This window comes from Microvirga aerilata, assembly GCF_016743775.1.
In the GTDB taxonomy this organism is placed as follows: domain Bacteria; phylum Pseudomonadota; class Alphaproteobacteria; order Rhizobiales; family Beijerinckiaceae; genus Microvirga; species Microvirga aerilata.
Genome location: NZ_JAEQMY010000008.1, coordinates 54,459 through 79,147, shown reverse-complemented (window position 1 = coordinate 79,147; position 24,689 = coordinate 54,459). Strand labels below are relative to the sequence as shown.

General features: G+C 56.8%; 18 protein-coding genes. 3 read left to right on the top strand and 15 right to left on the bottom strand.

Annotation, left to right across the window (positions count from 1 at the left end; translation table 11 throughout):
• Positions 1 to 11: 11 nt before the first annotated feature.
• The 12 genes from pglZ to JKG68_RS07635 form a co-directional block, all read right to left on the bottom strand.
• The gene (pglZ, locus tag JKG68_RS07695) at positions 12 to 2,510 is read right to left on the bottom strand and encodes a BREX-1 system phosphatase PglZ type A (RefSeq protein WP_202057678.1); all 2,499 of its coding nucleotides are present in this window, start codon (positions 2,508 to 2,510) and stop codon (positions 12 to 14) included.
• On the bottom strand, positions 2,503 to 6,018 hold the full coding sequence (pglX, locus tag JKG68_RS07690; protein WP_202057670.1) for a BREX-1 system adenine-specific DNA-methyltransferase PglX: 3,516 nt from the start codon (positions 6,016 to 6,018) through the stop codon (positions 2,503 to 2,505). Before pglX ends, pglZ begins: the two co-directional genes overlap by 8 nt.
• Positions 6,018 to 9,548: a BREX system P-loop protein BrxC gene (gene brxC / locus JKG68_RS07685; RefSeq protein WP_202057660.1), complete on the bottom strand. Its 3,531-nt coding sequence runs from the start codon at positions 9,546 to 9,548 to the stop codon at positions 6,018 to 6,020. The genes pglX and brxC overlap by 1 nt, the downstream gene beginning before the upstream one ends.
• Positions 9,549 to 9,553: 5 nt before the next feature.
• Positions 9,554 to 10,156 carry a DUF1788 domain-containing protein gene (locus JKG68_RS07680; RefSeq protein ID WP_202057658.1) on the bottom strand — a complete coding sequence of 201 codons (603 nt, stop codon included), beginning with the start codon at positions 10,154 to 10,156 and terminating at the stop codon, positions 9,554 to 9,556.
• Between the two features lie 11 nt (positions 10,157 to 10,167).
• Positions 10,168 to 10,743: a DUF1819 family protein gene (locus JKG68_RS07675; protein WP_202057656.1), complete on the bottom strand. Its 576-nt coding sequence runs from the start codon at positions 10,741 to 10,743 to the stop codon at positions 10,168 to 10,170.
• A 20-nt stretch (positions 10,744 to 10,763) separates the two neighbouring features.
• Positions 10,764 to 11,168, bottom strand: coding sequence for a hypothetical protein (locus JKG68_RS07670; RefSeq protein ID WP_202057653.1), 405 nt, complete (start codon positions 11,166 to 11,168; stop codon positions 10,764 to 10,766).
• Positions 11,169 to 11,362: 194 nt separating this feature from the next.
• Positions 11,363 to 12,247 (bottom strand): hypothetical protein, encoded by an 885-nt coding sequence (locus JKG68_RS07665; protein WP_202057652.1) that lies wholly within the window; start codon positions 12,245 to 12,247, stop codon positions 11,363 to 11,365.
• Between the two features lie 84 nt (positions 12,248 to 12,331).
• Positions 12,332 to 14,038 carry a tetratricopeptide repeat protein gene (locus JKG68_RS07660; RefSeq protein WP_202057651.1) on the bottom strand — a complete coding sequence of 569 codons (1,707 nt, stop codon included), beginning with the start codon at positions 14,036 to 14,038 and terminating at the stop codon, positions 12,332 to 12,334.
• Positions 14,039 to 14,056: 18 nt separating this feature from the next.
• Entirely contained in the window at positions 14,057 to 14,491 is a 435-nt protein-coding gene (locus JKG68_RS07655) for a hypothetical protein (RefSeq protein ID WP_202057650.1), read from the bottom strand.
• A gap of 36 nt (positions 14,492 to 14,527) precedes the next feature.
• Positions 14,528 to 15,727 carry a PD-(D/E)XK nuclease family protein gene (locus JKG68_RS07650; RefSeq protein ID WP_202057649.1) on the bottom strand — a complete coding sequence of 400 codons (1,200 nt, stop codon included), beginning with the start codon at positions 15,725 to 15,727 and terminating at the stop codon, positions 14,528 to 14,530.
• A 211-nt stretch (positions 15,728 to 15,938) separates the two neighbouring features.
• Positions 15,939 to 16,895: a site-specific integrase gene (locus tag JKG68_RS07645; RefSeq protein ID WP_202057648.1), complete on the bottom strand. Its 957-nt coding sequence runs from the start codon at positions 16,893 to 16,895 to the stop codon at positions 15,939 to 15,941.
• 1,770 nt (positions 16,896 to 18,665) lie between these two features.
• Positions 18,666 to 18,872: an ABC transporter substrate binding protein gene (locus JKG68_RS07635; protein WP_202057878.1), complete on the bottom strand. Its 207-nt coding sequence runs from the start codon at positions 18,870 to 18,872 to the stop codon at positions 18,666 to 18,668.
• Between the two features lie 188 nt (positions 18,873 to 19,060).
• Here JKG68_RS07635 and JKG68_RS07630 point away from each other — a divergent pair, with 188 nt between their 5' ends.
• A complete protein-coding gene (locus JKG68_RS07630; RefSeq protein ID WP_202057643.1) occupies positions 19,061 to 19,492 on the top strand; it encodes a hypothetical protein in 432 nt (143 codons plus the stop codon).
• A gap of 568 nt (positions 19,493 to 20,060) precedes the next feature.
• Here JKG68_RS07630 and recD2 read toward each other — a convergent pair.
• Entirely contained in the window at positions 20,061 to 22,259 is a 2,199-nt protein-coding gene (recD2, locus tag JKG68_RS07625; RefSeq protein ID WP_202057641.1) for an SF1B family DNA helicase RecD2, read from the bottom strand.
• A gap of 168 nt (positions 22,260 to 22,427) precedes the next feature.
• Between recD2 and JKG68_RS07620 the strand changes: the two genes are divergently transcribed.
• Positions 22,428 to 22,883 (top strand): hypothetical protein, encoded by a 456-nt coding sequence (locus tag JKG68_RS07620; RefSeq protein WP_210346254.1) that lies wholly within the window; start codon positions 22,428 to 22,430, stop codon positions 22,881 to 22,883.
• Positions 22,884 to 22,919: 36 nt separating this feature from the next.
• On the opposite strand, the gene JKG68_RS07615 is transcribed toward JKG68_RS07620, so the two are convergent.
• A complete protein-coding gene (locus JKG68_RS07615) occupies positions 22,920 to 23,132 on the bottom strand; it encodes a hypothetical protein (protein ID WP_202057637.1) in 213 nt (70 codons plus the stop codon).
• A 555-nt stretch (positions 23,133 to 23,687) separates the two neighbouring features.
• On the opposite strand from JKG68_RS07615, the gene JKG68_RS07610 reads away from it, so the two are divergent.
• Positions 23,688 to 23,906 (top strand): hypothetical protein, encoded by a 219-nt coding sequence (locus JKG68_RS07610; RefSeq protein ID WP_202057634.1) that lies wholly within the window; start codon positions 23,688 to 23,690, stop codon positions 23,904 to 23,906.
• Between the two features lie 172 nt (positions 23,907 to 24,078).
• Here the strand turns inward: JKG68_RS07610 and JKG68_RS07605 are convergent, their stop codons facing one another.
• Positions 24,079 to 24,621: a Ros/MucR family transcriptional regulator gene (locus JKG68_RS07605; protein ID WP_202057633.1), complete on the bottom strand. Its 543-nt coding sequence runs from the start codon at positions 24,619 to 24,621 to the stop codon at positions 24,079 to 24,081.
• Between the last annotated feature and the right edge of the window lie 68 nt (positions 24,622 to 24,689).

Genomic DNA, 24,689 nt, shown 5'->3' with positions numbered 1-24,689 from the left:
CCCTAACGTCCTCAAAAATCGAAATCGGTTGCGATGCCACGGCGAAGCTGGAAGCGCTGGCTCGCATATTCCTGGAAGTGGCTGGTTGTCCCAACACGCTCTTCAAGGCGCAGGAACACGTCCTCATTGTTGTGCTGATCCGCTTTCCTGGACAGCAGGAATTTGCGGGGCAGTTCCCGCTCGCGCGGATTCTCGGATTTAAACCCGAATGTCAGGTCGTGAACGTCGGAGACCAACTCGCCATTGGAGGCGAAAATTCCTGCGCGAAGGCTGCGCGGCTGCACCTTGTCCGTCACTGGTTGGGCCTGGTAGAACATCACCGCCAACTGTCCCGAAGTGATTAGGTTCTTGCCGGTGCTGATGATCTGAACGTCTACCTGACGGACATCGCTTTCCCGGCGCTTGGCCACCCGGATTACCGGCACTACGATCTCCTGTAGCGATGCACCGCCGTGAACAAACCGGCTTCCGGCTCCCTTCAACCGCAATCGGTTGATCGAGTTCGGGATCATGATGTCGAGATCACCAGCCAGCCCAAGCTGGTCTGAGGTGAACTTTTTCAAACCGGGTGTAGGGGGCAGGTTCTTGCCCAGCACGAAGCGGCGGTTGCGGGCTAGGACATTCCCCAGCACTTCTGCGACGGAGAAGTCGCTCTCCTCAATGGGGCGATGTTGGTAAATGAAGCCATGGTCGGCGGTGATCAGGATGTTCGAGGCGTTGGCCGAGGTCAGCTTGCGAACCAGCACCACGATCTCGTCCAGCGTGTCTTCCACCGCATCCGCCAGATCGTCCTCCGTGGCGACCTTGTCGCCGATGGCATCGATCTGGTTGTGGTAGACGTAGATCACGTCATGGTCGCGGAAGAATTCCTTCGCCTGATCTGACTTGAAGTTCCGGAGTTCCTCTGCGCCAAGGACCGCGACGCGGTCGCCATCGCGACCGGTCGCCAGCCGTTTCTCGCGGTTGGCGGAGCCGCTTGTGGGCTGCTCGCCATCGAAGACGAGCGTGCTATCGCCTTCGGCGATGCGCAGCGCCTTGTTGGGCAGCAGGGCAGCCATCCCAAGTTGGGTGTAGCTTGGCAGGACGCCGAGCATCGGCTTCAACTCCGCGTCGAAACGGTCCAACGCGCGAATTCGGCTCAGGCACTCTTCCGCCGCCTCGTATCGCAGGGCATCCGAAATAATTACGCAGACCTTCTGGTCGCGGCGACGGAACGCGGCGACCTGATCGCGATAAAAAGTGATCTGGCGATCCACTTCCGGAATATCCCAGACTGTCACCTTGTTGATCTGCTCCTGCCACGCGTCGTTGAGCTTCACGAGGAAATTGTTGACGTACAGGTTCTCGATCCGCTCGAAGACGCTCCCCAGCAGAGTAGCCTGGGCGCTGTTTTGGTAGTGGTGGATGAAACGTCGGTAGTGCTGATCGAGGCGGAACCACGTCGTGGCATAGCGGCTGAACCCCTCGGCGAGGCTGGTCATGCTCAGCGTAACTTCGCTGAGCCCTTTCGTGAATTCAGCGGCGAATCGCAGAGCGTCGTAGATGTCCTTGAATTTCTCGTACCAATGACTGTTTCGCCGTTGCTGGACCCAACGCAGCACCTCGACCGGCGTCACAGTCTGCTCGGCCATGCCATGGACGATATTGCGAATGACATGCCGGTCCACCTCCTCGAAGATGTCCATCTCGATCAGGTCACGGAAATCGCGCTTCGCAAGATCGGACTTGATTGCCAACGGCCCTTCGAAGCGCGCGGCCAGCGTTTCGAAATGCTTGGCACCGGTTCGGTCATTCTTCCAACGGCGGAACAGCACAAAAGCCTCGGCATTCAGCGCGGAGTCCTCGGCGAGGCTCATCGCGTAGCATGCCTTGAACAGCGAGATGGTGAAGTCGTCCATCCCCGGTGGTTTCGCGTGGTAGCCATAGGCATTACCGATCTGCTTCCAGAGGAAGCCCGTCAGGCCGCAACGCTCGACCAGCTTCAGCGCCTCCTCGCGCTCCTGGGCTGCCTCGGCCAGCAACGCCTCGATCACGGTATCCAAGCCGCCGGGCGCATTGGCACACACGGCGAGCATCCGCAGGCGGAGTTGCGTGGCATTGTCGCTCGGCTTGAGCGCCTTCTTGAACGCCTCGACGCGGCTCTTGGCCCTAAAGAACTCGCTATGTTCGCGGACGACAGCATCGAGCTTCTGGTCGATTCCAAGTTCGGCAAGCAGCATTGCCGTCTGGTCCGCCCGCAATTCGGCGCTGGCTAGATATAAGTCGAGGAGCCAGTCCTCGGCCTCTGCCGGGCGGGGACCGGCATGGTAGAGCAGGAATTTCCTTTCCTTCTCCTGCCGCAAGATGCGGTATTTGAGGCCGAACTGGTTGTTGGCGATCTCCAGCTTCACGACATCGGGCAAGTCGATGCTGTCGTAATCCGCCCGCATGTCGTGGGCGGCGTCGTACCAGAAGACGATCCGCTGCTCCTCGAAGAGCCGCGCGAGCGAAGCGGCGATTCGCTCACTCATCCGCCGCCTCCAAGCCCTTGATGGGCTTCAGCGCCGCACCGAACCGGGGGTAGTTGCGCTTCACTCCCTCGTCGAGGTCGATCTCGATCTTGGACTGGGCGAGCGGGAAGACGACGTCGCGCTCCCATGTGGTCAGTTCGTCGATCTGCTTTATGACCGTGGCGACATCCTTCAGCGCCCGTGTCCTCTGCCCCTGCGAGGCCGCGAGGTCGTCGGACAGCTTTTCCAGCCGCGCCCGCTCCGTCTGGAGCTTCGAAATGTACTCCCGAAGATAGTCGTTCAGGAGCACGCTGACCGTGTCGGGGCGATAGCGATGCATGTAGATGAGCGCATTGAAGCTGCCCTTGGGGGATGAGAACATCCAGTAGATGGGCCGCTTCTTGAAGCGCCGGACGTGGTAGTCGAAAAAGTCGCGCGTGAACCACTTCCGAATGTCCTTGCCAAGCGCGGCCTCGATGAAGGTGAGGTTTTCCTGGAGTTTCGCTTCGCCGAAGGTGACGCGCAGGAATTTGCGGAAGCGCTCGGTGATGTCGTCTGCGAACCAGTCGCCATCGAGCACCGGGATGACGTTGTCCTCGTTCGGCATGAAGCTCGGCTCCGGCACGCGGCCCAAATAGTCGGCAAGCCCCTCACCCTGGTTGGCGAGGATCAGGCCGGGCACGTCAAGGCTGTAGCGTCCGAACATGCAGCCGACAGCGTAGTGCATGAACTCGGCAATGGTGTCGGCAAGGAGGCGCGTTTCTTTTTCAGCCTCGGTCAGATTGCCCCCATACCGATAGGCGGGGTTGCACGTGAGACTAACTTCATCCAGCGCCACCTCGGGGCCGAGTTCATCGTGCAAGCCATAGGCGTCGATGAAAATACGGTTGTTCTCTTCCTCCAACCGCTGCATCTCGTCCGTCATGTCACGCCAGTGAGCACGCAGATAGTTGTATGCTCCTGCCAACGTTTCGGCCCTGTAAACGGGCGCAAGCAGCGGTAAATGCATGAAGTCCCACGATATATCTTGTCCATTCCAATCCGCGAGAGATAAGTCCCTGAGCCGCGAGGCCAATCGAACAGTAGGCCCATGATCAATGGATACGATAGGAATCCGACTCATCGGCCCTTCGTGAAAGTCTAGTGTTGGAGACATTATAAGCAACAGGGCACTTGTGACTTTAGTGTTCGTAAGCGCCAGCAAAAATAACCTTTCTTCTTCTGTTTTGCAGAAGCAGACTGACCCCTTACTCTCAAAAAGGAGCCCAGAAGGGAGATATCGCATGCTGAACGATCCACTTGTAATTGTGGACCAAGTTATGCCTGGCTGGAATATCCGCGTCAGATTGAAATTCGTAGCGCGAATCCGTCCGGTGTGGTGCTTTGTTGTTTGAAGTACAAAGCCATCATTTTCCCAATCGATCACATACTCCAGATTTCCAGCCCAGCGCCTGAAAGGCCCCCCCTTGCTGACGGGGAACCATTTTGCGCGAGTAGTCAACGCAGTCTGGCGATCTGAGCAGCCGAAGCCCGTTCGAGTCCGTGAAACCTCGTGCCATTGTCGCAGAAAGCGATCATTATCCCCCGTGACGACACCGTGTGTTGGCGCGCCCAGTTCTCCGAGTGAGGGAGACCGCTCAAAAATCTCGTAAACAGCTTTGCTTACCCAGTAAGCAATTGGCGCTCCAGGAATCTTTTCGAAATCTTTGATGGACGCTGTAGACTGACGCTCGTTTTTTGGAGGAAAGTGCAGGGGAACACCGAATGCGTCTGACTCAAAATATCTCAGACAATAATAGTTTGCCAATAATGCTGGACGGAAGATGTTCTCTAACACAAACGCTGTTGTTCCGAAATTGATCCCCATACTTGTGCTACCCTTCCCAAGGTAGGGCATATGCACCATAGACAGGATCGCAGCTTGCGAATAAATCTTTTCTCGAAGCTTCTCGGACGAAGAAAGAAACATCCAGCTTTCCATCGTCACCATTGCACAAAAGGCCTTCGGCATAATCAGCCTTAGCCCGCGCTCAATGAAAGCTGCATACAGGTCTGACTTGGCATTTGGATATCTGTCTTTGACCCACTCACCAAGGGAGTCATTCAAGCCTTTAGAACCGGCGTATGGCGGATTGGCCACCATCACGTGATATTTGGGCGACAGAGCCTCCGCCATCTCCAGGACCTTCAGTACCCGCTCTTGCACGTCCCGCAGCAGCAGGTCGCCACCAAAGTCGTTGAGCCGTACAACTCGGGCAACCTCAGCGGGATTGCGCAGCTTCGGCACAATCAGCGATCCGAAGTTCTTCGCCCGCTCGAACTGGGCGAGCGTCTCCCTCAATTCGCTCGTGAAGAGATCGCGCCCAACAACCGAGGCCACGTCCTGCATCTCGGCTGTCGTAAAACGCACATCCTGCATCACGCAGATATTCGGCTGGACCTCGAAGCGCAGGAACCGCCTGCGCCCAAGTGCTTCCGCCGCCTTCATGGTCAGCGCGAAAGCGGCCAGCGCACCTGCGCGGTCGTCGATCTCGACGCCATGCAGGTTGTGCGTGAGGATCAGCGCCGGGATTTGCGTCGCCTCATAGCCCTCTTCCTCATAGATGGCATGGAGCAGGTCGAAGGCATAGGTCAGCATGTGGCCCGAGCCACAAGCCGGATCGCAGATGCGGATGTCCTCGGGGCGGGAGATGCGCAGGAAGTCCGTCTCGGGCTCCTCCGAGTTGATGTAGTAGTCCATCCGCTCCGCGAGCTTCGAGCTTGGCCGGTTTAACAGCCAGAGGCGGCCCAGAGAGTTCTCGACGAGATAGCGAACGATCCAGTGCGGCGTGAAAAGCTGCGTCGCGGCAGGCATGTTATCCGCTGTGATCCTCACATTTTTTTTCAGTGCGTCGAACACCTGCTGCTTTTTTTCGCTGATGTAGAACTGGTATAGCCAGCCGATCACCTCGACGTCCTGGCAATCCGCATCCGTCATCTCGTCGCGCAAGCGCGACAGGACGCTATTGGGGGACAGTAGGTCCTCAGGCATGAGAAGCTCGGTGAAATCCGCAATCTTCTCGAACATGAATGGCATATGGCCATGCCAGCGGTTGCACATAGCGACGAGGAGAAGGCGAAAGGCCTCGCCCTGCGCATCACGCGACGGCATGCGGCCATCGAGCAAAGCCGTGACGGTGGCGCGTGTCGTGGCCGGTATGGCATCGTCAAAGTGCCCGGCGACGGCATCTGCCAAAATCTCGGGTCGGGTGGCCCCTTCGGCTGGTGTGACAACACGCGGGTTGGTGTAACCGTTCGCATCCATGAAGCGGAGCGCGGTGAATCGATTGAACCACGTGTAGGCAACTTTCTCGATCACCTGCGCCTGGGACGTCGCCAGGATGTTGCGCTCCAGTTCCTGCACCGCTGCTGGAACTTCGCGCCGCGCGGCGCTGCCCTCGGTCAGGACAAGGCCGAGTTTCGAGGTGACCTGTCCGATGAGATAGGTGCGGGCGTCTTGGGCGAGCCTCTTGAGCTTGTTGGTATTCATCAGACGATGATCTCTTTTCCGGCATTGATTTCGGCGAGCATGGCTGTGCGCAGCCCCTCGACATAGGCATCCACGTCGCTATCACTGGACAGGATCGACTTGGCGAAGGTAATCCGGATGTCCTGCCGCTTGATGAGACGCGGCGGCGTCGGCGGCGGAGCGCCGCCTTCCCCTAGGCCCGGCTCGGGCTGGGGTGCCTCAACCGGTCGGGCGAGGTGGATGACCTCTTCCAACAGGGCGGGGTACAACGTTGTGCGGATGTCGTTCGCGTGGTTTCGCAGGACCGCGATAAGCACGATGTCGCCAAGCCCCTGGCTTGCCCTTTCAATGGGTGAAAGAACAGCAGCACGCTGCGCGCTGCTCAGCTTCTCGATTTCAGGCAGGGCCTCGATCTTCGCCTTACAGGTGGCGATCTCGGCCTCGACCGCCTTACGCTCCTCAATGATCTTCAGATCGACCCTATCCTTGAGGGCGTGATATCCGGTCTTCAAGTTCTGGAGTTTCGCTCCTTTGTAGCAGGCTGGATCAGCCAGCGCTTTGCGGATGGCTTCCGCCTCTGCCGCCCCGACCTGCTGGAAGTTCGCCGCGTGCGCTTTGAGGAACTTGCTGATCTCGTCATAGATTGTGCGTTGCGGACCGCCCATGAAGGCGCGGATCGGGTCGAGGATTTCCTCCTTCGCGTCGAGCAGCTTGTCTTCGAAGGGGGCAAGATCGGTCAGGTACCATGCGGCAGGCTTCCCGCTGACCTGCGCAAGCGTGGATGACACATCGCGCAATGCGGCAAGGAATGGGAAACTGTCCTCCTGCGCGAGCAGTAGCTCGGTCTCCCGGCGCACTTTATCAAACCCGGCAGCGGTTTCAGCCGCCAGCACCTTGGCATCGTTGCCATCGACAGGAGCGTCAAAGAAGTCCTTATAAAAGTCCCGCAGCCGCTTGATCTGCGAAGGTTGGAACTCGACCTGCGGTGTCAGGACGATGTTGGCCAGGAGGTTGGAGTTTCGCAGCGCCTTCTCAAGATCGGAGCCCTCCAACAGCGTCCCATCCGACCGGGCTTCGAGCTTGTTGCGCGCGATCAGGCTGGCCGTGATGCAAAGCACCGCCGCTGTGGGCCAGCCGTACGGCTTGGTCTCGAACTTCTCCAGCAGCGCCTTCACGGTGACGCGGACACCCAGCTTCGCTTGGCTGTTGCCGAAGTTCAGGATTTCCTGCTCGGGTTCTGTCAGGCCCACGCCCTCGGCACCGAACAAGCCCCCAGAGGGCTTCAACGCACGCGCGATATCGGCTTCGGAATAGGTTAGGCCCCGGAGCATGGGGAGGCTGACATAGGTCTTGTCTACCAAGCTCTGGAAGGCCTTCACGACCCGTTCCTGCGGGTCCTCGCCTGCGATCTCTACGTTTTCACCGCGCAGGAACATCTTGGCGTCGGTCATGAGAGTGTGTAGGCGGGTCTTAAGATCGGAGCGATTGCGGGTCATCTGCTCCCGGATTTCACCCACGATCCGCGTGCGCCCTTCTTGCTGGGTGGCTGTCGCGGCTTGGCGCAGGAACTTGTCCTTCTTTTTGAACAAGGTCAGGTCGCGGATGAACCGCACATCCTGCGGCATCACCACGGCGAGTTCGTCACGCGAGAGTGTCCGCATCCGGACACCTTCAGGCGAACCTGAATCGTCGTCGAACGGGCTCACAACATTGATGGCGAGTTCGTACTCTCGACCGAGAAGCCGGTCGTCCAGCTTGCGGCTGTAGGGATACTCGTTGCCCGTGCTGACATGCTTGATCTTCTTTTGCCGGATCGTGTCTTCGAAAATGAGGGTCTCCAGTTCCTTCGCGATCTCGGAGGGATCGACGTCGAGCGCCTTGATCTCGTTCTGGACATCGACCTCCTCATTCGTGAGGAATTCGTAGGCCTCCCCGTTCCGCTGGATCAGCGTCTGGCGCTCAAGCAGATTCAGCACCTCCTCGATCTGCCGTTTTTGGGCGACCAGGTCGGCGTTGAATTCCGACAGCAGGAGGATGCTGATGTTGCGAACTGTTGGTTTGAACTCTTTGACATACTTGACCAGAAACAGAGCCTTCAGAACCCGAAGCGCAAACGGGTCGATTCCTTCAATGTTCTTTTCCGCAAGCTGGATGGACTGCTGCACCGACGACTTTAGGGCGGAGCGAATGCCCTCGAACATCAAGTCGAAGGTCGCCAGATCACCGACCGGGTAGTCGGCGATCCACTTCGCGACCTCCTGGAAAACGCCCAGCATCGAGCGCTCGCCAACAGAGCTATGCTTTCCCTCGAAGGCGTTATGCTGCGACAGCGATGTGATTGCCAACTGGAACAGAGTGTACTGAAAGGGCGGGAAGGGATAGCTCTGAATGAAGTGATCCCTATCCCGGTAGTTCTTCAGCCGTACGGAGCCGTCCGCGAAGTCGAAGAGTGTTCGGAGGTTGTTCTCCTCACGGGCATAAAGATTGGCGAGCTTGGCGACGCCCTCCTCTGTCTTCGCCAGCAGGCGACGCTGGATGACTTCAGCGACGTCAGCACTGTTCAGGGGCATGCGAGTCGCAAAACGGGCCTGAATTTTGGAGAAGTCGTTCTCCTGCTTCGCGTTCATGTCGCCGATCACGGATGCCATATCCTGCTGCGCCGTGACGATGATCCAGGCCTGCCCCTTGCACTTGGTGTTGAGGCTCTCCGCGATAGTCTGAAGGTTGGTCATGAGCTTCGTGTTATCGGCGATGTACTGCCCGACCTCGTCCACGAAGAAATTCAGCCTGAATTTCGGAGCCTGGGTGTCGATCCAGGCCTTCACCGTGTTGGCAAAATCCTCAATCGAAACCCGATGCTCGGACCGATACCGGTTGAGGATTCCCGCTGCGTCCGTCTCAGGCGCGCCCGTCGCCTTTGCGTAGGCCGTGGCGATGTTGCTGCCCTCAAGTAGCGCCTGCTCGCGACCACGCGTCCATGGCTTCCCGGCAACCGCCAGATAGGCATCCTGGAACGCCAGTAGCACGCCACGGCTGTCGAGATCGCGCTCAAACTGGGCGATATGCGGCTGTTTGCCATAATAGCCGCAGGTCTCGTCAAACACCTTTTGAAAGACCGCGAGGAGTGCATCCACCTCAGTTTTCGAAATGACGTCGGCCTTTTGATCGATGTTGAAGAGGATGCTCCTTGACGGGATCGATATGGCCTTGCGCAGCGCGCCTGCCAGCATCGGATCGTCTTTCAACTCCTTCTTGTCCTTAAACAGGTTGTAAGCCGGAACTCCATCAACCTGCCGGTTTTCTAGCAGGTAAGCCAGCATTTTCAGGAGGTGAGACTTGCCTGAGCCGAAGAACCCGGAAATCCACACGCCGTTTGCGGTGCTGTAATTGTTGTAAGCATGGAGGAAGTCACCGAGCCGCTGGGCGATTTCGCGTGTAATGACATACTCGTCGAGTTCATCCCGGAGGCTCGCCTCATCGTCCGCTTTGATGACACCATCAATTGGACGGTCAACGGGCTTGATGAAAATATCACGCATGTGGAGGGACATGAGTGTCAGACCTCATAATTCATGATGTTGAAGGCGCGGTAGTATTTGTCGTCGTGAAGCATGCCGAATAGATCGAGTGAAGCCCCCGTCGCCAGCGCATGCGTATAGGTACCAGGGAAGAACATCACGGTAGGTCTGTCCTTTGCCGTACTCTGTAGGTTGTTCAGCACGTTGTGCGATCTGATGTACGGATACACTTCGCCGACCCCCGTTATGAAGATGACGTCATGTGGCACAGACGCGATCATCTGGCCGATCCTCGGAATGAGATGCGCGGCAGGGTCCAGGACGCCTTGGAGCAGTTCTTTGATCTCGGCCTTGCTGTGTCCTGGCTCTATCACCAGCACCTCGTCCAAGATGCCACGCTCTTCAAGGATCGATAGGGAGAGGTCATAAAGGTCGATCTGGAGGACCGTGAGGCCTAGATTCTGAAGATTTTTAGCCAGCAGGCTGACATCCTCTGCGACCTCGAAGGCTTCTGCCGGATCGAATGAGCAGATGAAAAATGGAACCTCGTTGCCCAAGCCCTGCTTGGTTAGGAACCGTTCACTCGAAACGACCTTAAGAAGGTGCTCAAACCGTTCCTTTGCTGTCGGTGGTCCAGACATAGGGCGCGCTTTCATTGCTGAAGACCGGGAAAAACAAGGAAGTCGTTTGGGGTCGTTTTCCCGATCAAAGTTCGCAATGCCGAGCTTAGGTAGGTTGGTTGGATCGTGTTGACGGTGTTGATAATCCCGGCTTCGCGCATGATCCGGAAAAGGACCTGACGAAGCTTCCGACGAGTAGTTGGGCTAATTGCCGCGAGGTTCTCGTCCCACTCGGACTTGCTGTCAAAATACTGATCAAACACGTCCAAAGGCAGGTCAGACCGGTGGGACGATAGCCTGTCCTGGATCACCTCAATGGCAAAGTCTCGGACAAAGGCATACGCGCGACAGGTCGCCAGCCATAGAAGTGCCTGCTTTTCCGCTCGGTCCGCGCTGTTGGTCAGGTACTCACGCTCCTCATCGGTCAAGCAGGACAGGCGATTGGCGATTTCGCGGACAGTCCGCCGGTTCGAGTCCCGCTTGGGAAGACGGGTGGGTCCATCAATGAGTGCTCTCGTGATGGTTTCTGCCCAGTCGGAACCCTGTTCGTGCAAGCGCGCGATTTCCACGCTCTCGTTAACGAAGAGCCCGCCCGTCGAAAATGACATTCGGTAGGGAGTTCTCACGATCACGCGCACGATACAGTAGGTGTGTTCCAGTTCACCAGAATTGAGCCAGTGACACCGTGCGCCTTGATGCCTCCATCAAGCCGCTCGCCGAAAGTGCGGATTTGACCGTTCATGCCGTCGAAGTGCACCGAGAATGTCCGACTGGTGTTCTCCTGAAAGTCGCGAACTCTGTCGGCTAATTCATCCCGAATGCTGCGCGCATGATCCTCGCTAGTGCGGCGAACTAATTCAGTCTCAGCACGGAGAAGCTGGCCAATCACGTCGCGGGTGAGCGGCTCAATAATTGTAATGAAATTATGCTTCAGACGAATGGAGATCACCAGAATGACCACAGTAACAACGAGCGCCGCAACTGCTGCGAGCAGCACCTCGACTGTTCCTGCCCTAAGCAAGACCTCCACCATTTTTGCCCCCAAAGCCATGGATTTTTAAAGGCTTAGTTTGCGAGAGTAGGGGGACTGACCGAGCGAAGACAACGTGAACCTAAGGGGAACGAGAGCGAGAATCCATACCTGAGGGAAATTTGCAACTTAGGCGAAGCGATGCCTCGGCACGTTCCGCCTGATTTCGCCTCGTTTCCTCGTGTGTGGCTTATGAGTTACTCGCCTGCCTCGCCAGATGTCGCAGTCTCGATGCCGCACTTGTCGGTCAGGCTGGACACTCGATAGTGGGTAGCTAAGTGATCTCCGTTCCACCATATACAAAGTCCTTCGCGCTCGTTGATGCGACGGCCATGGAGGTTCGTCCAACCTAACTCACGAAGGCTTCTAGGGCTACCTGATACGATACTGCCGTCCGGACGGAGCATGATTGGCACGGCTGAATTACCAAACTGCGCCATGCCAAATGTCGCGTCTCGGTTAACCAGAAATCCGTCCAATTTGCACCTGAGATCAAACGTGAGGGATGTCGGAACGGTTCGGGGTAGAGCATTTGCGTCCACCGCAGATATCTTCGCGCGACAAAATGTGTGTACTCTATCCTCTACGGGCTCAAGACGCCGTTTTCCTGGTGGGCCTCGTCTCGGTCCTGGCCGTCCTACCATGAAGACCGGTTCGCCTCTTCTCACCTGACTCAGCAGGCCATGGGAGTTGCGAAGGATATTCCAAAAGAGTGGGCCATCGTCCTCATCGTCATCGTCCGATCTTGCACGCTTCGTCGGAAACGATGCGCAGAGGAATTCCTCAGGGAATTTGTGAACGTCAGAAGCCTCTACTACCTTCTTCTTTGCATTCCATCTGAAGAAATAGGGAACTAGAGGCTCAGACTCAGGGCGGTCTTCATCAAACTCTTGAAGTTCATCCTCCAGAAGCAGCTTTTCTTCCGAGCTAAATGGCTCGATCTGAAGTTCGCTGATGTGCCCGAACTCATCCTCGTCCACATAAAGGGTCCCAATATGGATGTCCTCGTACCCTGTTGGATCATTCTCAACGCCATAGCGCCTGAAGAAAACCGCCCAATTCGCACTATAATCCAAGCCCATGTTTCTATGTCGAATCCCATGCTCTAGGTAACAGGATAGCCTTCATCAAGGATGGGATTCAAGCAGCGCCTGTCTCAGTTGCCTTCACTCGTCTTCAGTGCCGTCGATGCCCGCGAAAACACCCGAGATGAAGGCGGCACGCCGCTCATCAAACAGAGGATCGGAGCCATCAATAAGGTCCTCCATCCCGATTGCTTCACCGACTAAAGTGTATCCGCGTCGTGATGCAATTGCACGAGCAACCATGCGAACGCGCTCATCACTGGCTGTGAGGTCAGGGAAAGAGACGAGCCGCATCATCAGTGCTTGTTCCGCAGCTTTGAGGCATCGTTTTCCTTTAGCCACTCCGCGCCTGAACAAGCGGTGGTTTTCGCTGTCGGTGATCGCGGCATCGACTGAAAATTCAAAATGCGCGGTGCGCGGCCTGCGTCCGCCCACAGGCGGCAGACCATCCTGAGCAGGCCACCGGATGGACCGAATCCTCGTCTTTGTAATGTTGGATCGCGCTGCCCTTTCCTGCGGAGCAGCGTCCGAAGCTTTAGCCGGATTGGACTCTGTGGTCTTTTCCTGCGGGGCAGCCTCCGAGACTTCGGTCGGCCTCGACTGGCAACGCGCTTGAACAATTGGCAGCATATTCAAAGCTTTAGTGTGACCCTGCTTTGCTGCAAGCTCTAACCAGAGTCTCGCCTGTTGCGCGCCGTGATCGAGGAGAAGACCGTCCCAATGAAGAACACCGAGAGAAAACTGGGCTTCGACATGCCCTGACTGACCAGCCTGAGAAAGCCAACGTTCGCCGAGCACGCGGCTCCTTTCGACGCCATGGCCGTAAATAAATCGAAGACCGAGTGCATACTGGGACTCTGGGTCACCGCTCTGGGCGGCGGCCCGCAAATCTGCAATGTCGTGCGGGAATGGATTGGCCTCTCTCGGTTTAACTGTCGCAGCCTCCTTCGGGCCATCCCGTGATGTGCCTATTCCAGGGGAGGGAGCATTTCTAGGACTGTCGTCTTCACGATGCGAAGCAGGAAGCTCTTCTGAAGCCTTAGTTTTTGGAGAGATGACCAAGCTGTCATCGCCGTCAGGGGAAGGTTCCGAAGCGTCAGGAAAATCCTTGGTTGCAAACCCGCACTGTTTGGGAGCCGTCCTCGTATCGCCAGCGAATGTGATTTGCCCAGTTCGACTATCGATCAGGCCAAAGCCATGGGGCACCTTCGCCGAGGTGCGTTTCTGGTAGGGCGAGAAGTAAAGCGTTACATGGGATGAGCCATCAGGACGGGTAATCCGATATCCATCCACTGGAAGATTCGTTGCTTCTGAGGAGAACGATCCGATGCGCTCATACAGTACCTTCGTACCATCGGAGGTGCGTAGTCTTTCGAGGAAATTTCGGCTCTCAACAATGGACCGGGTGGGTATCGGGTTGTGCTCTGATAAACCAAACGCGCCGCGAGCATTGGGCAGTTCATCTGCATCTACGGCGTCTGGATTCAGCGCCGACATCATGTTCACTAGCTCTTCAAGGCCGCGCACACGATCTTGAGACTGCGGCGTGCTATAAATGTTCCGGGACCGCGCCGCAGATGGCACGAGGATAGGCCACAACAGGATCGTTCCAAGAGCGAGAACTGTTTGGAAAACCGCTATCTTCCATCCTGGAATGGATTGATCTCTACGCATCATGCGGCCCTCATGCCGGATGCTTCGAGCCGCAGGCCCAATAAACACGGCAAGAAGGCCGATAAGAAGATACGCGAGTACTGCTGCCAGGAGCATGCCGTGACCTACGTCCACTCAACAATCCAGTTCGCTCTATTGAATGTCACGCACCTCGTGTGCTGGACACGCTACGTGATACCAACCACGATCCCGGATCAGTTGCCCCGGTCTCCCGCATGTCTCGCACGTAGCTCCAGCTTCTGAATTTGCCTCGGTGAGTCGCGCTTCGATGGCGGCTCGCTGCACCGCAGGAAGATGTGAGGCATCGATGTAGAAATTATAGGTGCCGACCTTCGCTTTGATCTGATGCACCTCCATCTCAGGATTATCTGTTCCGACAATCGTCGCGAGATCAGCAAAGACGCGCTCTGTAATAGTGCGCCACCCGTCCCCGTGCTCAAAGCCCCACTGGAGTTGTTTAGTCCAGTTAGGATATCGCTTTCGAAGTTTTTCCCTCCAGGTACCTCGCTCGCGTTCACGTACCTCAGTAAGGTACTGAGGGGATATCTCGTCAAGGGGAGTAGCCATGACTGCTTGCCCTCCAACGTTCCTAGCAGGATGAGTTTAGGATGCTTGTGCAGAAGGCTCATTTTTCTCAGCGCGGTCAAACACCTTCAACATCATCTCCCTGATTCGAGCCGTCATTGTTGCAAAGGGAAGGTCCGCCATGGATACAAACTCCGCATGGAAGTTTCTTGTTGCTCTAGGTCGGAGATTGAGCACTTCCTGGTAAGGGTGTCGTCTCAAGGCGGCACGCATTTCAGCATTCCACGTCCCAAGCATAATGGTCGCCTGAAGGCCCATGTCACGTTCGGCTGTCAGCGCGACATTCTCTGCTTCGTTCGCCTTAAGCCACATTGCTAGACCCCTCGGGTCCAACCAAACCTCAAGCCGTGGCGCAATCACAATGGACTCTCGTTCGTGCATGTCTTTGAATTCGGTATGAAGCGACCAAGGTGGGGTATCAAATGGCTGAAAACTTAGAGCTTCCATGAAAGGAGCCCCGCGCATATTCTTTTCAATCATCCAGTTAGTATTAACAATGTTTTTGCTCGCCTCATCATAACCGGCAGTGCCAAAACACAAGTCAGGCGCATTCGAGCGAATGTAGTCTCGGAGAACGTGATAGTAATAGTAATTTACCGTTCGTATATCGTTATCCCCGAAATCAGAAGTACCTGCGCTCAGTGCGACCTTGGTTGCGTATGTAGAGAAATCTATGTTTCCGAGGCAATATTCGTAGAGACTTTCATAGACAGTTAGCTTCGCATTTAAAAATTCTTTGTACTCTTGAACGAGCCTTTGATGCCAGTTTTCTTTATCAAGCAGGCAGTTCCCAAGAGTGTTGCAGATGAACCTATAGTTGATTGTAATGAAATGGTTTCTGGTATCTTCGGAAATTGTCTGGGGAAGGAGAGCAAGGAACGCTACGTCGTAGCCAAGCTGGCTGTAATTATTCGCTTGAGAGTAATGTCCGAAGCTCTTGATCTTATTTTCGAGCACAAGACCGTTTTTCAACGAGCGGTCAGAATTTGGTTTCAGCAAAATGTCAAATCGATTGTTGCCGACTTGATACTCGGTATGAACTGAATATTCGCCTTCTGGCTCATATCCGAGTTCAGGCGGTAGCTGCCTCAGCAACTCAGCCCGGAACTGTTTGCCTAACCCGTGGTCGGCTTGATCATCCATTAGCCATGCTAGAAATGCGGAGTGGAATAGCTCCTGATTTCCTCTCGCGAATATTTCAATGACGTTCTTAGGCATTACTTTCCCCACTGGACGTGGCTTAGCTGAACGCAGCCGTTAGTGTTTTAGTTTCCTAATGTTATGAGGGAGCCAAATAGACAGCGGTCGTAATGCCCGTGCTGTGGAGATCGCCAATAATACCTGTGGCTTGGGTCTCGTGCCGTGCGGTTGACGGTTTCAGGTCAATCTAGGCGTAGCACATAGACGATTGCCCGCTGCATGTTAGAGGTCATAGGTCCAGATCAGCCGTAACCGCGTTCGCGAACAAGCTGCCCTCCCGAATGTACCTCCGGAGCACCTCCATATTCTTGTGTCTGGTGGTGGACGCGATTTTGCGCTCTTCCACACCGCTCTTAGCGGCCTGTGTCGCAAAACCTGCGCGAAGGCTGTGGCCGGAATAATCGCCTTCGAGCCGAGCCTCACCGCATAGCTTCTTAACGATGAGGGCCACACTTTGATCAGTCATGCTGGTCTTGAGATTGCCATGACGATCAATAGCCCGGAACACGCGACCTTCGGTGATCGTGGCCTGTCTCAGGTACGCTTCCAGGTTAGAGACCGGACAAAGGTCGGAATTGGTCCGTGCGATTGCAATGACTTGACCCTCTCCGAATTGATCCCCTTTGGAGTGCCTGATGAGGAGCCGCACGCCCTCGGGCGAGAATGTAAGGTCCGAGACATTCAGCGCGACGATTTCAGAGCGCCTGAGGGCACCAGCCATCCCAAGAAGAGTGAGGGAACGATTACGTCGGTCTGCCAGAGTTCCAGAGATGCCGTCGAGGGCGCGTTTGAGCAGCGGGGTGGTCAATGCTGTGACCTGACGCTGGCGGACTGTCTTGGTGCGACGCAGCCCATCCATCACGAGTGCGATCTCGCGGCAGCGCGTATCGAAGGGATGGTCGGCCATTCGATGAGCCGCTGCAATCGAGGACAGGCGACGGTTGAGTGTTGCCATTGAATACCGGTCTTTGTGCGCCGTCATATAAATGGTAATAGTCCGGGGTAGGGCAGGGAGCGCCTGGAGGCCCTTGTCACTGCACCAGCAAGAGAAATGGGACCAATCGTTCTGGTAGGCGCGCACGGTATTAGCGGAGCGAGCCTGAGAGGCGATCTCGGAAGCCGCTTGTTCGAGTTCGAGCAGGTCGGGGGAGGGGAGGTGGTCGGGTGCAGTGGTGAGGTCGGTCATCAACGTCTCAGTATCGATAGGGCGCATTATCAATAGTCAGCATCAAAGCTAAAGGTTTTCGGTTATCGCGCAACCACCTTATGACCGTAGAAACTTGGGGGTAAACTACGGAAGTCTGGAAATTGTGCTTTAATGACGGCAAGTTATGCTTGATGATCCTGGCTCGTATAATGGCATCGTGGCGCTGCCTTTCGCGTCGCTTAGTCGGGCAGGATCGCGCCAACAAACCTCCAGAACACATCGTCGTGGTTGCGGTTGGCCAAAGGGGCGAGTTTGTGAAACACCGCATGTTCCAAGACGAGCTTGGGAATGACGACCGCAAACGCCGGTTCATGAAACCACGACGGCTGTCACATAATTCTTTGTCCCGTCAAAATCGCAGTGTGAGGCTGGACCTCCTCCGTAGCGTCTGCTCTGTTAAACGGAGGAAAGATCAGCGGAGGCTGCGAGGGTATGCGTAAATTGGGGGTGTTCACCGCCCTTGCTTTGAGCGGGATGACCGCATCCTGCGCCGAAAGAATGGTGAGTCCGGCTGTTGCCCCCAAGCCTCCTCCACAGAAAATCGCGCCCAAGTTGCGGACCAACCCTGTGGGGGTGGGGCGTCAGGCCGAGACGATGACTGAGGATGCCAGAAAGCGTGCAGCGCTCCACTCTCGTCAAGCCAACCTAAGTGCTGGCGTTAAGCCAGAACAGCCGCACGAACCTCAGGCTCCACTACCGCGTGTCTCCCAACAGCCAAAGGATACCTCTATCTCGCCCGACCGGCCTACGGTTGCGGCGCGTCCGCCGTCCTCGGAACCTGCCGAACCCAACTTCCCGGTCGCAGCGCTGATGCCGCCCCCTCCAGAACCCGCTGAGCCGACATTCCCCTCAACCCCGCTTGCCATTGGTTTACTATCGCCATCGGAGCCGCCCACATCTATCCTGCCAGAGGTGTCACCGGAGGCCGCAATGCCACCGCCACCCGATCCCGCTGAGCCGAGTTTTCCCGTGGCCACACTAATGTCTCTACCCCCGGAACCGGCTGAACCGTCTCTACCTCAATACTCACAAGAGCAGATCGCCGCTGAAAGCCCGATCTCAATCCCGCTTCCAGACCTTCCGTCGTATCTCTCGCTACGCCCGCGTTTTGATTGGGTGGATACGGTGGGAGCTATCGAAGTCTCGCGCGGCCTACTGTCTGAGACACTTGACGCGAACGCGGAGGAGCAAATCCCGAGCTTGATCCGAAATCCTTGGCCACTCTCAATTGATGTCCCTTAAGCGGATAAATGGCGGCTCCATGCTGCCTGCATTGGTTGTCTCCTTGAGAGCGGACCTGACACCAATGGGTCTCATGCGCTTAGCCTTCATTAAGGTTGAGGCGCTTGGCGGACTTCGCGATGGTGGCGCGGCTGCATCTCGTTGCGGCTTGGATTTGAGCCCATAACGAACCGGGCCAAACATGGGGAGAGGCAGCATCAGACCTCCCTTGCCACGGAACCAATGGACTTCAGGCTGTGAAGACCCAGACCGGCATCTGAATCGCTCCAACGACGATCAGGGTGAAGCCAGCCACACGGGTCGTCGTTGCGGTTTTGCGACGTGCCTCTGGCGTGTTCTCCCCCATGAGCAGGATGTAGGGCGAGCAATGGCAGCAAGGCCGATGACTGTCCACGCAACGGATAGATAGAGCATCTAAATTCCCCCTGGCCGTGTTGGAGGATACTTCCGGTACCGGACCATAGGCATTGGTCAGGGGGTCTGGTCCATATTCCATCGTAGCGCTCACTATTCGATGACCTTGTCGGCCAGCGCAAGGAGTTGGGAAGGAATGTCGATGGCGAGGGCTTTGGCTGTCTTCAGATTGACGGCAAGCTCGGGCGTGGTCGGGTCCTCATTCGGCAGTTCCCCGGCAGGCAGGCCGCGCAGGATGCGGGCAACAAAGTCTGCGGTGCGTCTGCACAGTCCAGCCCTGCTCGCGCCGTAGGCTAACAGGCAGCCCTTCCTTGTACGAAGCCGCCATGGCCGACTCGGAACTCAAACTGGCATTCAACACAGAAATTTTCCGGCCGAATTTTTAATTTTGACGCATCGAATCCTGATCCAGTAGGGTCATAAAGGTCGGCGGCGAGGTTTAGCCATCACCGGCACATTTATGTTTTGCTTTAGGAACACTTTTTGAAATGATTACCAAGTTGCACATTGACCTTCCCGTTTTTGCTCTTCTGTATGACCGTGAAGAAGTCATCGAGTGGCAGGAAGACCGCGATTACGCTAACGACAATAGGCCCAAAGACATCAGCGGCAACCGCTTCCATCTTGGCTACACGGCCTTCTTCGAAGGCTCCGATGGCCTGAAGATGGATTTCGAGCCGTCCAAGGCCGTCCTGCCGGAAGTCTACGACTGGCTGATGGACCACGCGCCCAACGCTCGGATTGAGGTTGGTGAGTACGATCTGGGGTACGACAGCGAGATTTTTGCCGACGATGAGGATTGGGACCCAGAAGATTATGATGATGATGACGAAGAAGCCTCATCTGGTGCTGCGGAAGTCTACCTGAATTTCGGTGACGATCACACCCGCGCTGTCTTTTTCAAGCTGAGGTTCGCCTGACACTTTAGGCAGCATCGGCCATCTTGGACGAAGCCACGCTCGTTCAGACCTCCACGCAGTGCAACGGTTCCTTAATTGACCTTGCCGACGATCCCACCTGAAGGGGTGGGATCATGATCGTGGGAGTAGGACGACCGGAGGAACCATCGTGCCAAAGTCGTTCTCTGGCGACCAGACGATCAACGCCTCGTTGGCTCGGCGGGATTGTTGCGGGTGTCCTAATCGCTCCTATCCTTGTTCAACTTCCTGCCCAGGCAGACGAGTTTGATGCTCTGGCCATCTATAGCGAGGCAAGACCTCTGAATGACCGCTGGCAGGCTTGTGCCGCGTCGTATGTACGGCAGCGGCTCCAGTCTCAGGTCTCCTCAGACGCCCTTGCAAGGACTGCTTTACGCCGTTGTCGGCCTCAGGAGAGCAAGGTCCGTCGCTTCTTTGTCAGCAGGATCGGAAGGCGATCTGCGGAGAACGTGATTGCCGTTCTGCGCCAGCGCTATCAGGAAGACCTTGCCGCAGCGATCAACGAGCTTCGGACACGGGATTAACGTTCTCTATTCAGAGCGCGCTCGTTTCAGGCTGCTGCGAGCCACTCCCGCAGTTTCGTCCAGCGCCTCTTCATCCTCCCGCCCCTGACTGCCATGGCGACAGCTTTCCTCTGCCCCACCAGCACCACGAGCCGCTTGCCTCGGGTGACACCCGTGTAGAGCAGGTTGCGCGCCAACATGGTGAAGTGCTGCGTCACGACCGGTATGATGACGGCGGGATACTCCGAGCCTTGTGACTTGTGGATGGTCGTTGCATAGGCGGGGACGAGTGTGTCGAGTTCCCCGAATGGATATGACACCTCTCGGCCATCAAAGGCCGCGATCAGCGCCCCTTCCTCGTCGTCGATTCTGACCACGGTGCCGAGGTCGCCATTGAAGACTTCTCGATCATAGTCGTTCTGGGTCTCCATGACCCGATCACCCGGCGAGAAGCGCCAGCCGAACCGCTCCACCTTGGACGGAGGGTTGGGGTTGAGCACTTCCTGAAGCTGGATGTTGAGGTTTCGTGCGCCCAACACACCTCGGTTCATGGGGCACAGCACCTGAACATCCTTCATCGGATCAAGCCCGAACCGGCGTGGCATGCGTTCCTTGATCATCTGAACGATCTTCGGCACACCTTCCTCGGGATCGTTGATCTCGACGAAGTAGAAGTCGCTCTCCTCTCCAGGCTTTTGCGGCTCGGGCATCTGGCCCTTGTTGATCCGGTGGGCGTTCACCACGATCCGGCTTTCTGCCGCCTGCCGGAACACCTCAGTCAGACGGGCCACCGGAATGCGCTCCGAAGCAATAATGTCGGCCAGCACCTGTCCAGAGCCCACTGAAGGCAACTGATCCACATCACCCACCAGCAGCAGCCCTGCTTCTGGCGGGATGGCCTTGGTCAAGGCATTCATCAGCGGCACGTCCACCATGGAGGTCTCGTCCACCACCAGCAGATCACAGTCGAGCGGGTTCTCCTCGTTCTTCGAGAACCCACCGTGCTTGGGATCAATCTCCAGGAGGCGGTGGATCGTCTTGGCCTCCAGCCCGGTCTGCTCTGTCATGCGCTTGGCCGCGCGTCCCGTGGGTGCTGCCAACGCCACCCGAACGCCTTTAGCGACCAACACGCGCAGAATGGTGTCGAGGAGGGTCGTCTTGCCGACGCCTGGTCCACCCGTCACCACGGCTACCTTGGAGCCGAGCACCAGCTTCAGAGCCTCACGCTGCGAGGTCGCCAGGGTCTTGCCTGTGCGGCTCTCCACCCATGGAATGGCTCGCTCAATGTCGATCTCAGGCCAGGGCAGTGATCCAGACGCCCGTTCGATCAGCCGAGACGCAATGGCTTGCTCGGATAGATGCAGACCCTTGAGGAAGAGACAGGTCTCGTCACCGATGGTATCAGAGATGATCTCTCCTTTGGCAAGTTCCTCGACAATGGCTGTGCGGATCAGTTCTCCGTCAACCTCCAGCAACTGCTCGGCCAACCGGGTGAGCGCCTCGACGGGCAGAGCACAGTGGCCCTCGTCCGTTGCCGTCTGGAGCGCGAACGAAATACCCGCTCTGATGCGCTGAGGGGCGGTCTTTTCCATCCCAAGCTTGGCTGCGATGGCATCCGCCGTCTTGAAGCCGATGCCACGCACGTCCTTGGCCAGCCGGTACGGGTCCTCGGTCATGACCTGAATGGCTTCATAGCCATAGGTCTTGAAGATGCGCACCGCCCGAGCAGTACCGACCCCGTGCGCGTGAAGGAAGATCATGATCTCCCGCACCGCCTTCTGCTCAGCCCAACCCGAGACGATGCGGGAGGCGCGCATGGGGCCAATGCCAGAAACCTCTGTCAGACGCTCTGGCTTGGCCTCGATGATCTCGAAGGTGTTCACCCCAAAGGCAGCGACGATGCGCTTGGCCATGGCTGGTCCGATGCCGCGCATCTGACCGGAGGCCAGATACTTCTCAATGCCCTCCACCCCAGTGGGTGGCGTGGTCTTGAGCACCTCAGCCTTGAACTGAAGTCCGTGGGTGCGGTCGCTGATCCAGGTGCCGCTGGCGGTGATCCATTCGCCTGCGGAGACGCTGGGAGTATGGCCCACGACCGTCACAAGGTCCCGCTTGCCCCGTGTATGGACCTTCAGGACAGCAAAGCCGCTCTCGGCATTGTGGAAGGTGACGCGCTCCACAGAACCCGCGAGGGTTTCCAGGACGGGTCGCTGATCAGCCTGTGCGGGTCGAAACATCTGGTTCATGGTGCCTGCCGAGACGATCTCTCAGCCTCTCCGACTGTAACAATGGACGGCACCGCTGACGAGATGGCGCGTCTTCGCTCCCACCCACCCTGCCCAAGGCCACGAGTACCAACTTCGCGGTCTGCTCTCAGCAAGCTGGAAGGAAGCGGCAGGAGGTCAAAGGGTGACTTGACCCTTGCGTATGTTCTGTATTTGTTCTTTTCGAGGCATGGATCAAGAGGTCACCAGATTATGATTCCCACAGGATCAGACCGGAAGCTCACTGTGGCGAGTGAGGCCGAGCAACAAGCAAAGGACATGAAGCGGCTGCTCGCGAAAGCTGAGCAGCAGATCAGGAAGCTGCAAGAGAAGGCTGCGGATCAAAAGCAGCAGTTTCGTGAGCTACAGTCTCACGTCAAACATGAAGATAGCCTTGCTGCCGAGCGCGAGGAACTCAAAGCTGAGATCATTGACCTGAAGGGCGAGGTCAAGGAACTGACCCGCGCCAACCGAGAGCATGTTGAGAAGGTCGATGCGCTCCGAGTCGAGAACGCGAGGCTGAAGGCTGAGATAAAGGTCCGAAATCCAAACGCGACCGCTATTGGGGCAAGTGTTCGACGCATACTCCAGCCATCGCTCTCTTAAAGACCAAGGCTGCGTGTTACGTATCGCCAAGCTGTATCAGACTGCCTCTCCGGATTTCGTCCGCCGCACTTTCGGTAATCCACCATGCCGATGGCAGTTCAGGTCGTCTTCCAGAATATCGCGTAGACGGATCAGCGTGTCGCGGTGCCGAACCTCGATGTTCGAGGAACGTACCCTCTCGTCAATCAGCCTCAACAGCGAAGGAATGTCAGCTTCCGGCATGATCCAGCCGCGCGTCCTCTGCTGCATGGATGACCTCCAGGTACTTCTGGGCGGGATGTGGAGAGTCGAGCTTGAGTGTTCAAGATACCCAGCTTTTCGTCCTGCAAGTCCGCCCAACCTACCTGTCCCTCTTTTTAGGTAGGGCGCAGCACGGAACCTTCCTTGGCCTTCAGCGCTGATCCCGATTCCGTGCTCCTCTGGCTGTGGGATAAACCATGGCGAACGACCGTGAGAAGACCTTGCAGGAGTTGCGTCAGCGAATAGCCACCGAGGGTCTGCCGAAGCTTTCAGCAGAAGCCCTGCGGTCGTACAAACGCGAGGTGCAACACGGTCCCAAACCGGTTCTGCCGAGCGCGTCCAAGCCATTGTTCAAGTTGTCCCCAGAGGCCCTCCGACTGTTCCACGAGAAAGCCAATCCCACGTGGCCATGGAAGCGACAGTAATGGGTCTTCTTGCCGTCATGTCATTCATCGCACCGGGTCTTGAACCCTTTGCGCCTTTCCCACATACCCTTTCGCTTGTTTGATCCAGCTTTTCCTTGCCGGGTTACCGCGATGCCTGTTCTCACCAGAAGTAAAAAGAATGCGTGATTTGACTGAAAACCAATTTGTCGCCGCGATGCAGCGGAACGGGTTCACCAAGGATGATCGTCTGCTCAACGGCTTCCGCCACCCTAACCTGCCCAAACCAATGTTCATGACCCTACTCATCCAGGCCAACGGTCACCGGGGAGCCCTGAAATCCGCTTTGGAGAGCCTCAAGCAGGCTCAGGTTGCAGAGGCTAAAGCTGATCAGGCATAACCAGGAGAAAGATTGCGGCTGACCGGACGCTTGCTACGCACACGTTCAGGCGCATGACCTGATCCCTACCGAAGCACTGCAACAGATGCTTGAACGGAAAGACCCGGCGCTCAATGAGGCCGGGTCCAAGAGGCAGAAGCAGTGGTTGGCCTCTCACCCATCTCTGAGATGACTATGCAGTCTTCTTCGTGCGGCGAGCTTTGACAGGCGCAGTCACTTCGTCGGAGGTCGCAGCCGCCTTGGCAGCAGCGCGCTTTGGCTTAGCGGGAGCGCCATCATTGGCAGCAGCTTCGGTCAGAGCCTTGCTTTTCCTGCGCTGTTGGCCGAGGCCCATGGTCTTGGCAAGCTCGGAGCGCGCCTTGGCGTAGTTCGGTGCAACCATCGGGTAGTCACTCGGCAGGCTCCACTTGGCCCGGTACTGCTCGGGCGTCATGTCGTAGGTCGTGCGCAGATGGCGCTTGAGCGACTTGAATTTCTTCCCGTCTTCCAGACAGACGATGTAGTCCGGAGTGAGGGACTTCCGCACAGAAACGGCTGGCATCAACTCAGCCTTAGGCTCTTCCTCCTGACCCTGTACGGTCTTTGTCAGAGCGGCATAGATCGACTGGAGCAGGGCTGGCAGATCGGCGGCGGGAACAGAGTTGTTGCTGACGTAGGCAGAGACGATGTCAGCAGCGAGTTCAATATAGTCTTGAGAAGCTACGCTCTTACTCATAATTCTTCTCCTCGGGTACACAAAAACTGACTTAAACATGTACATAGAACAAGATGCAGTTCTGACAG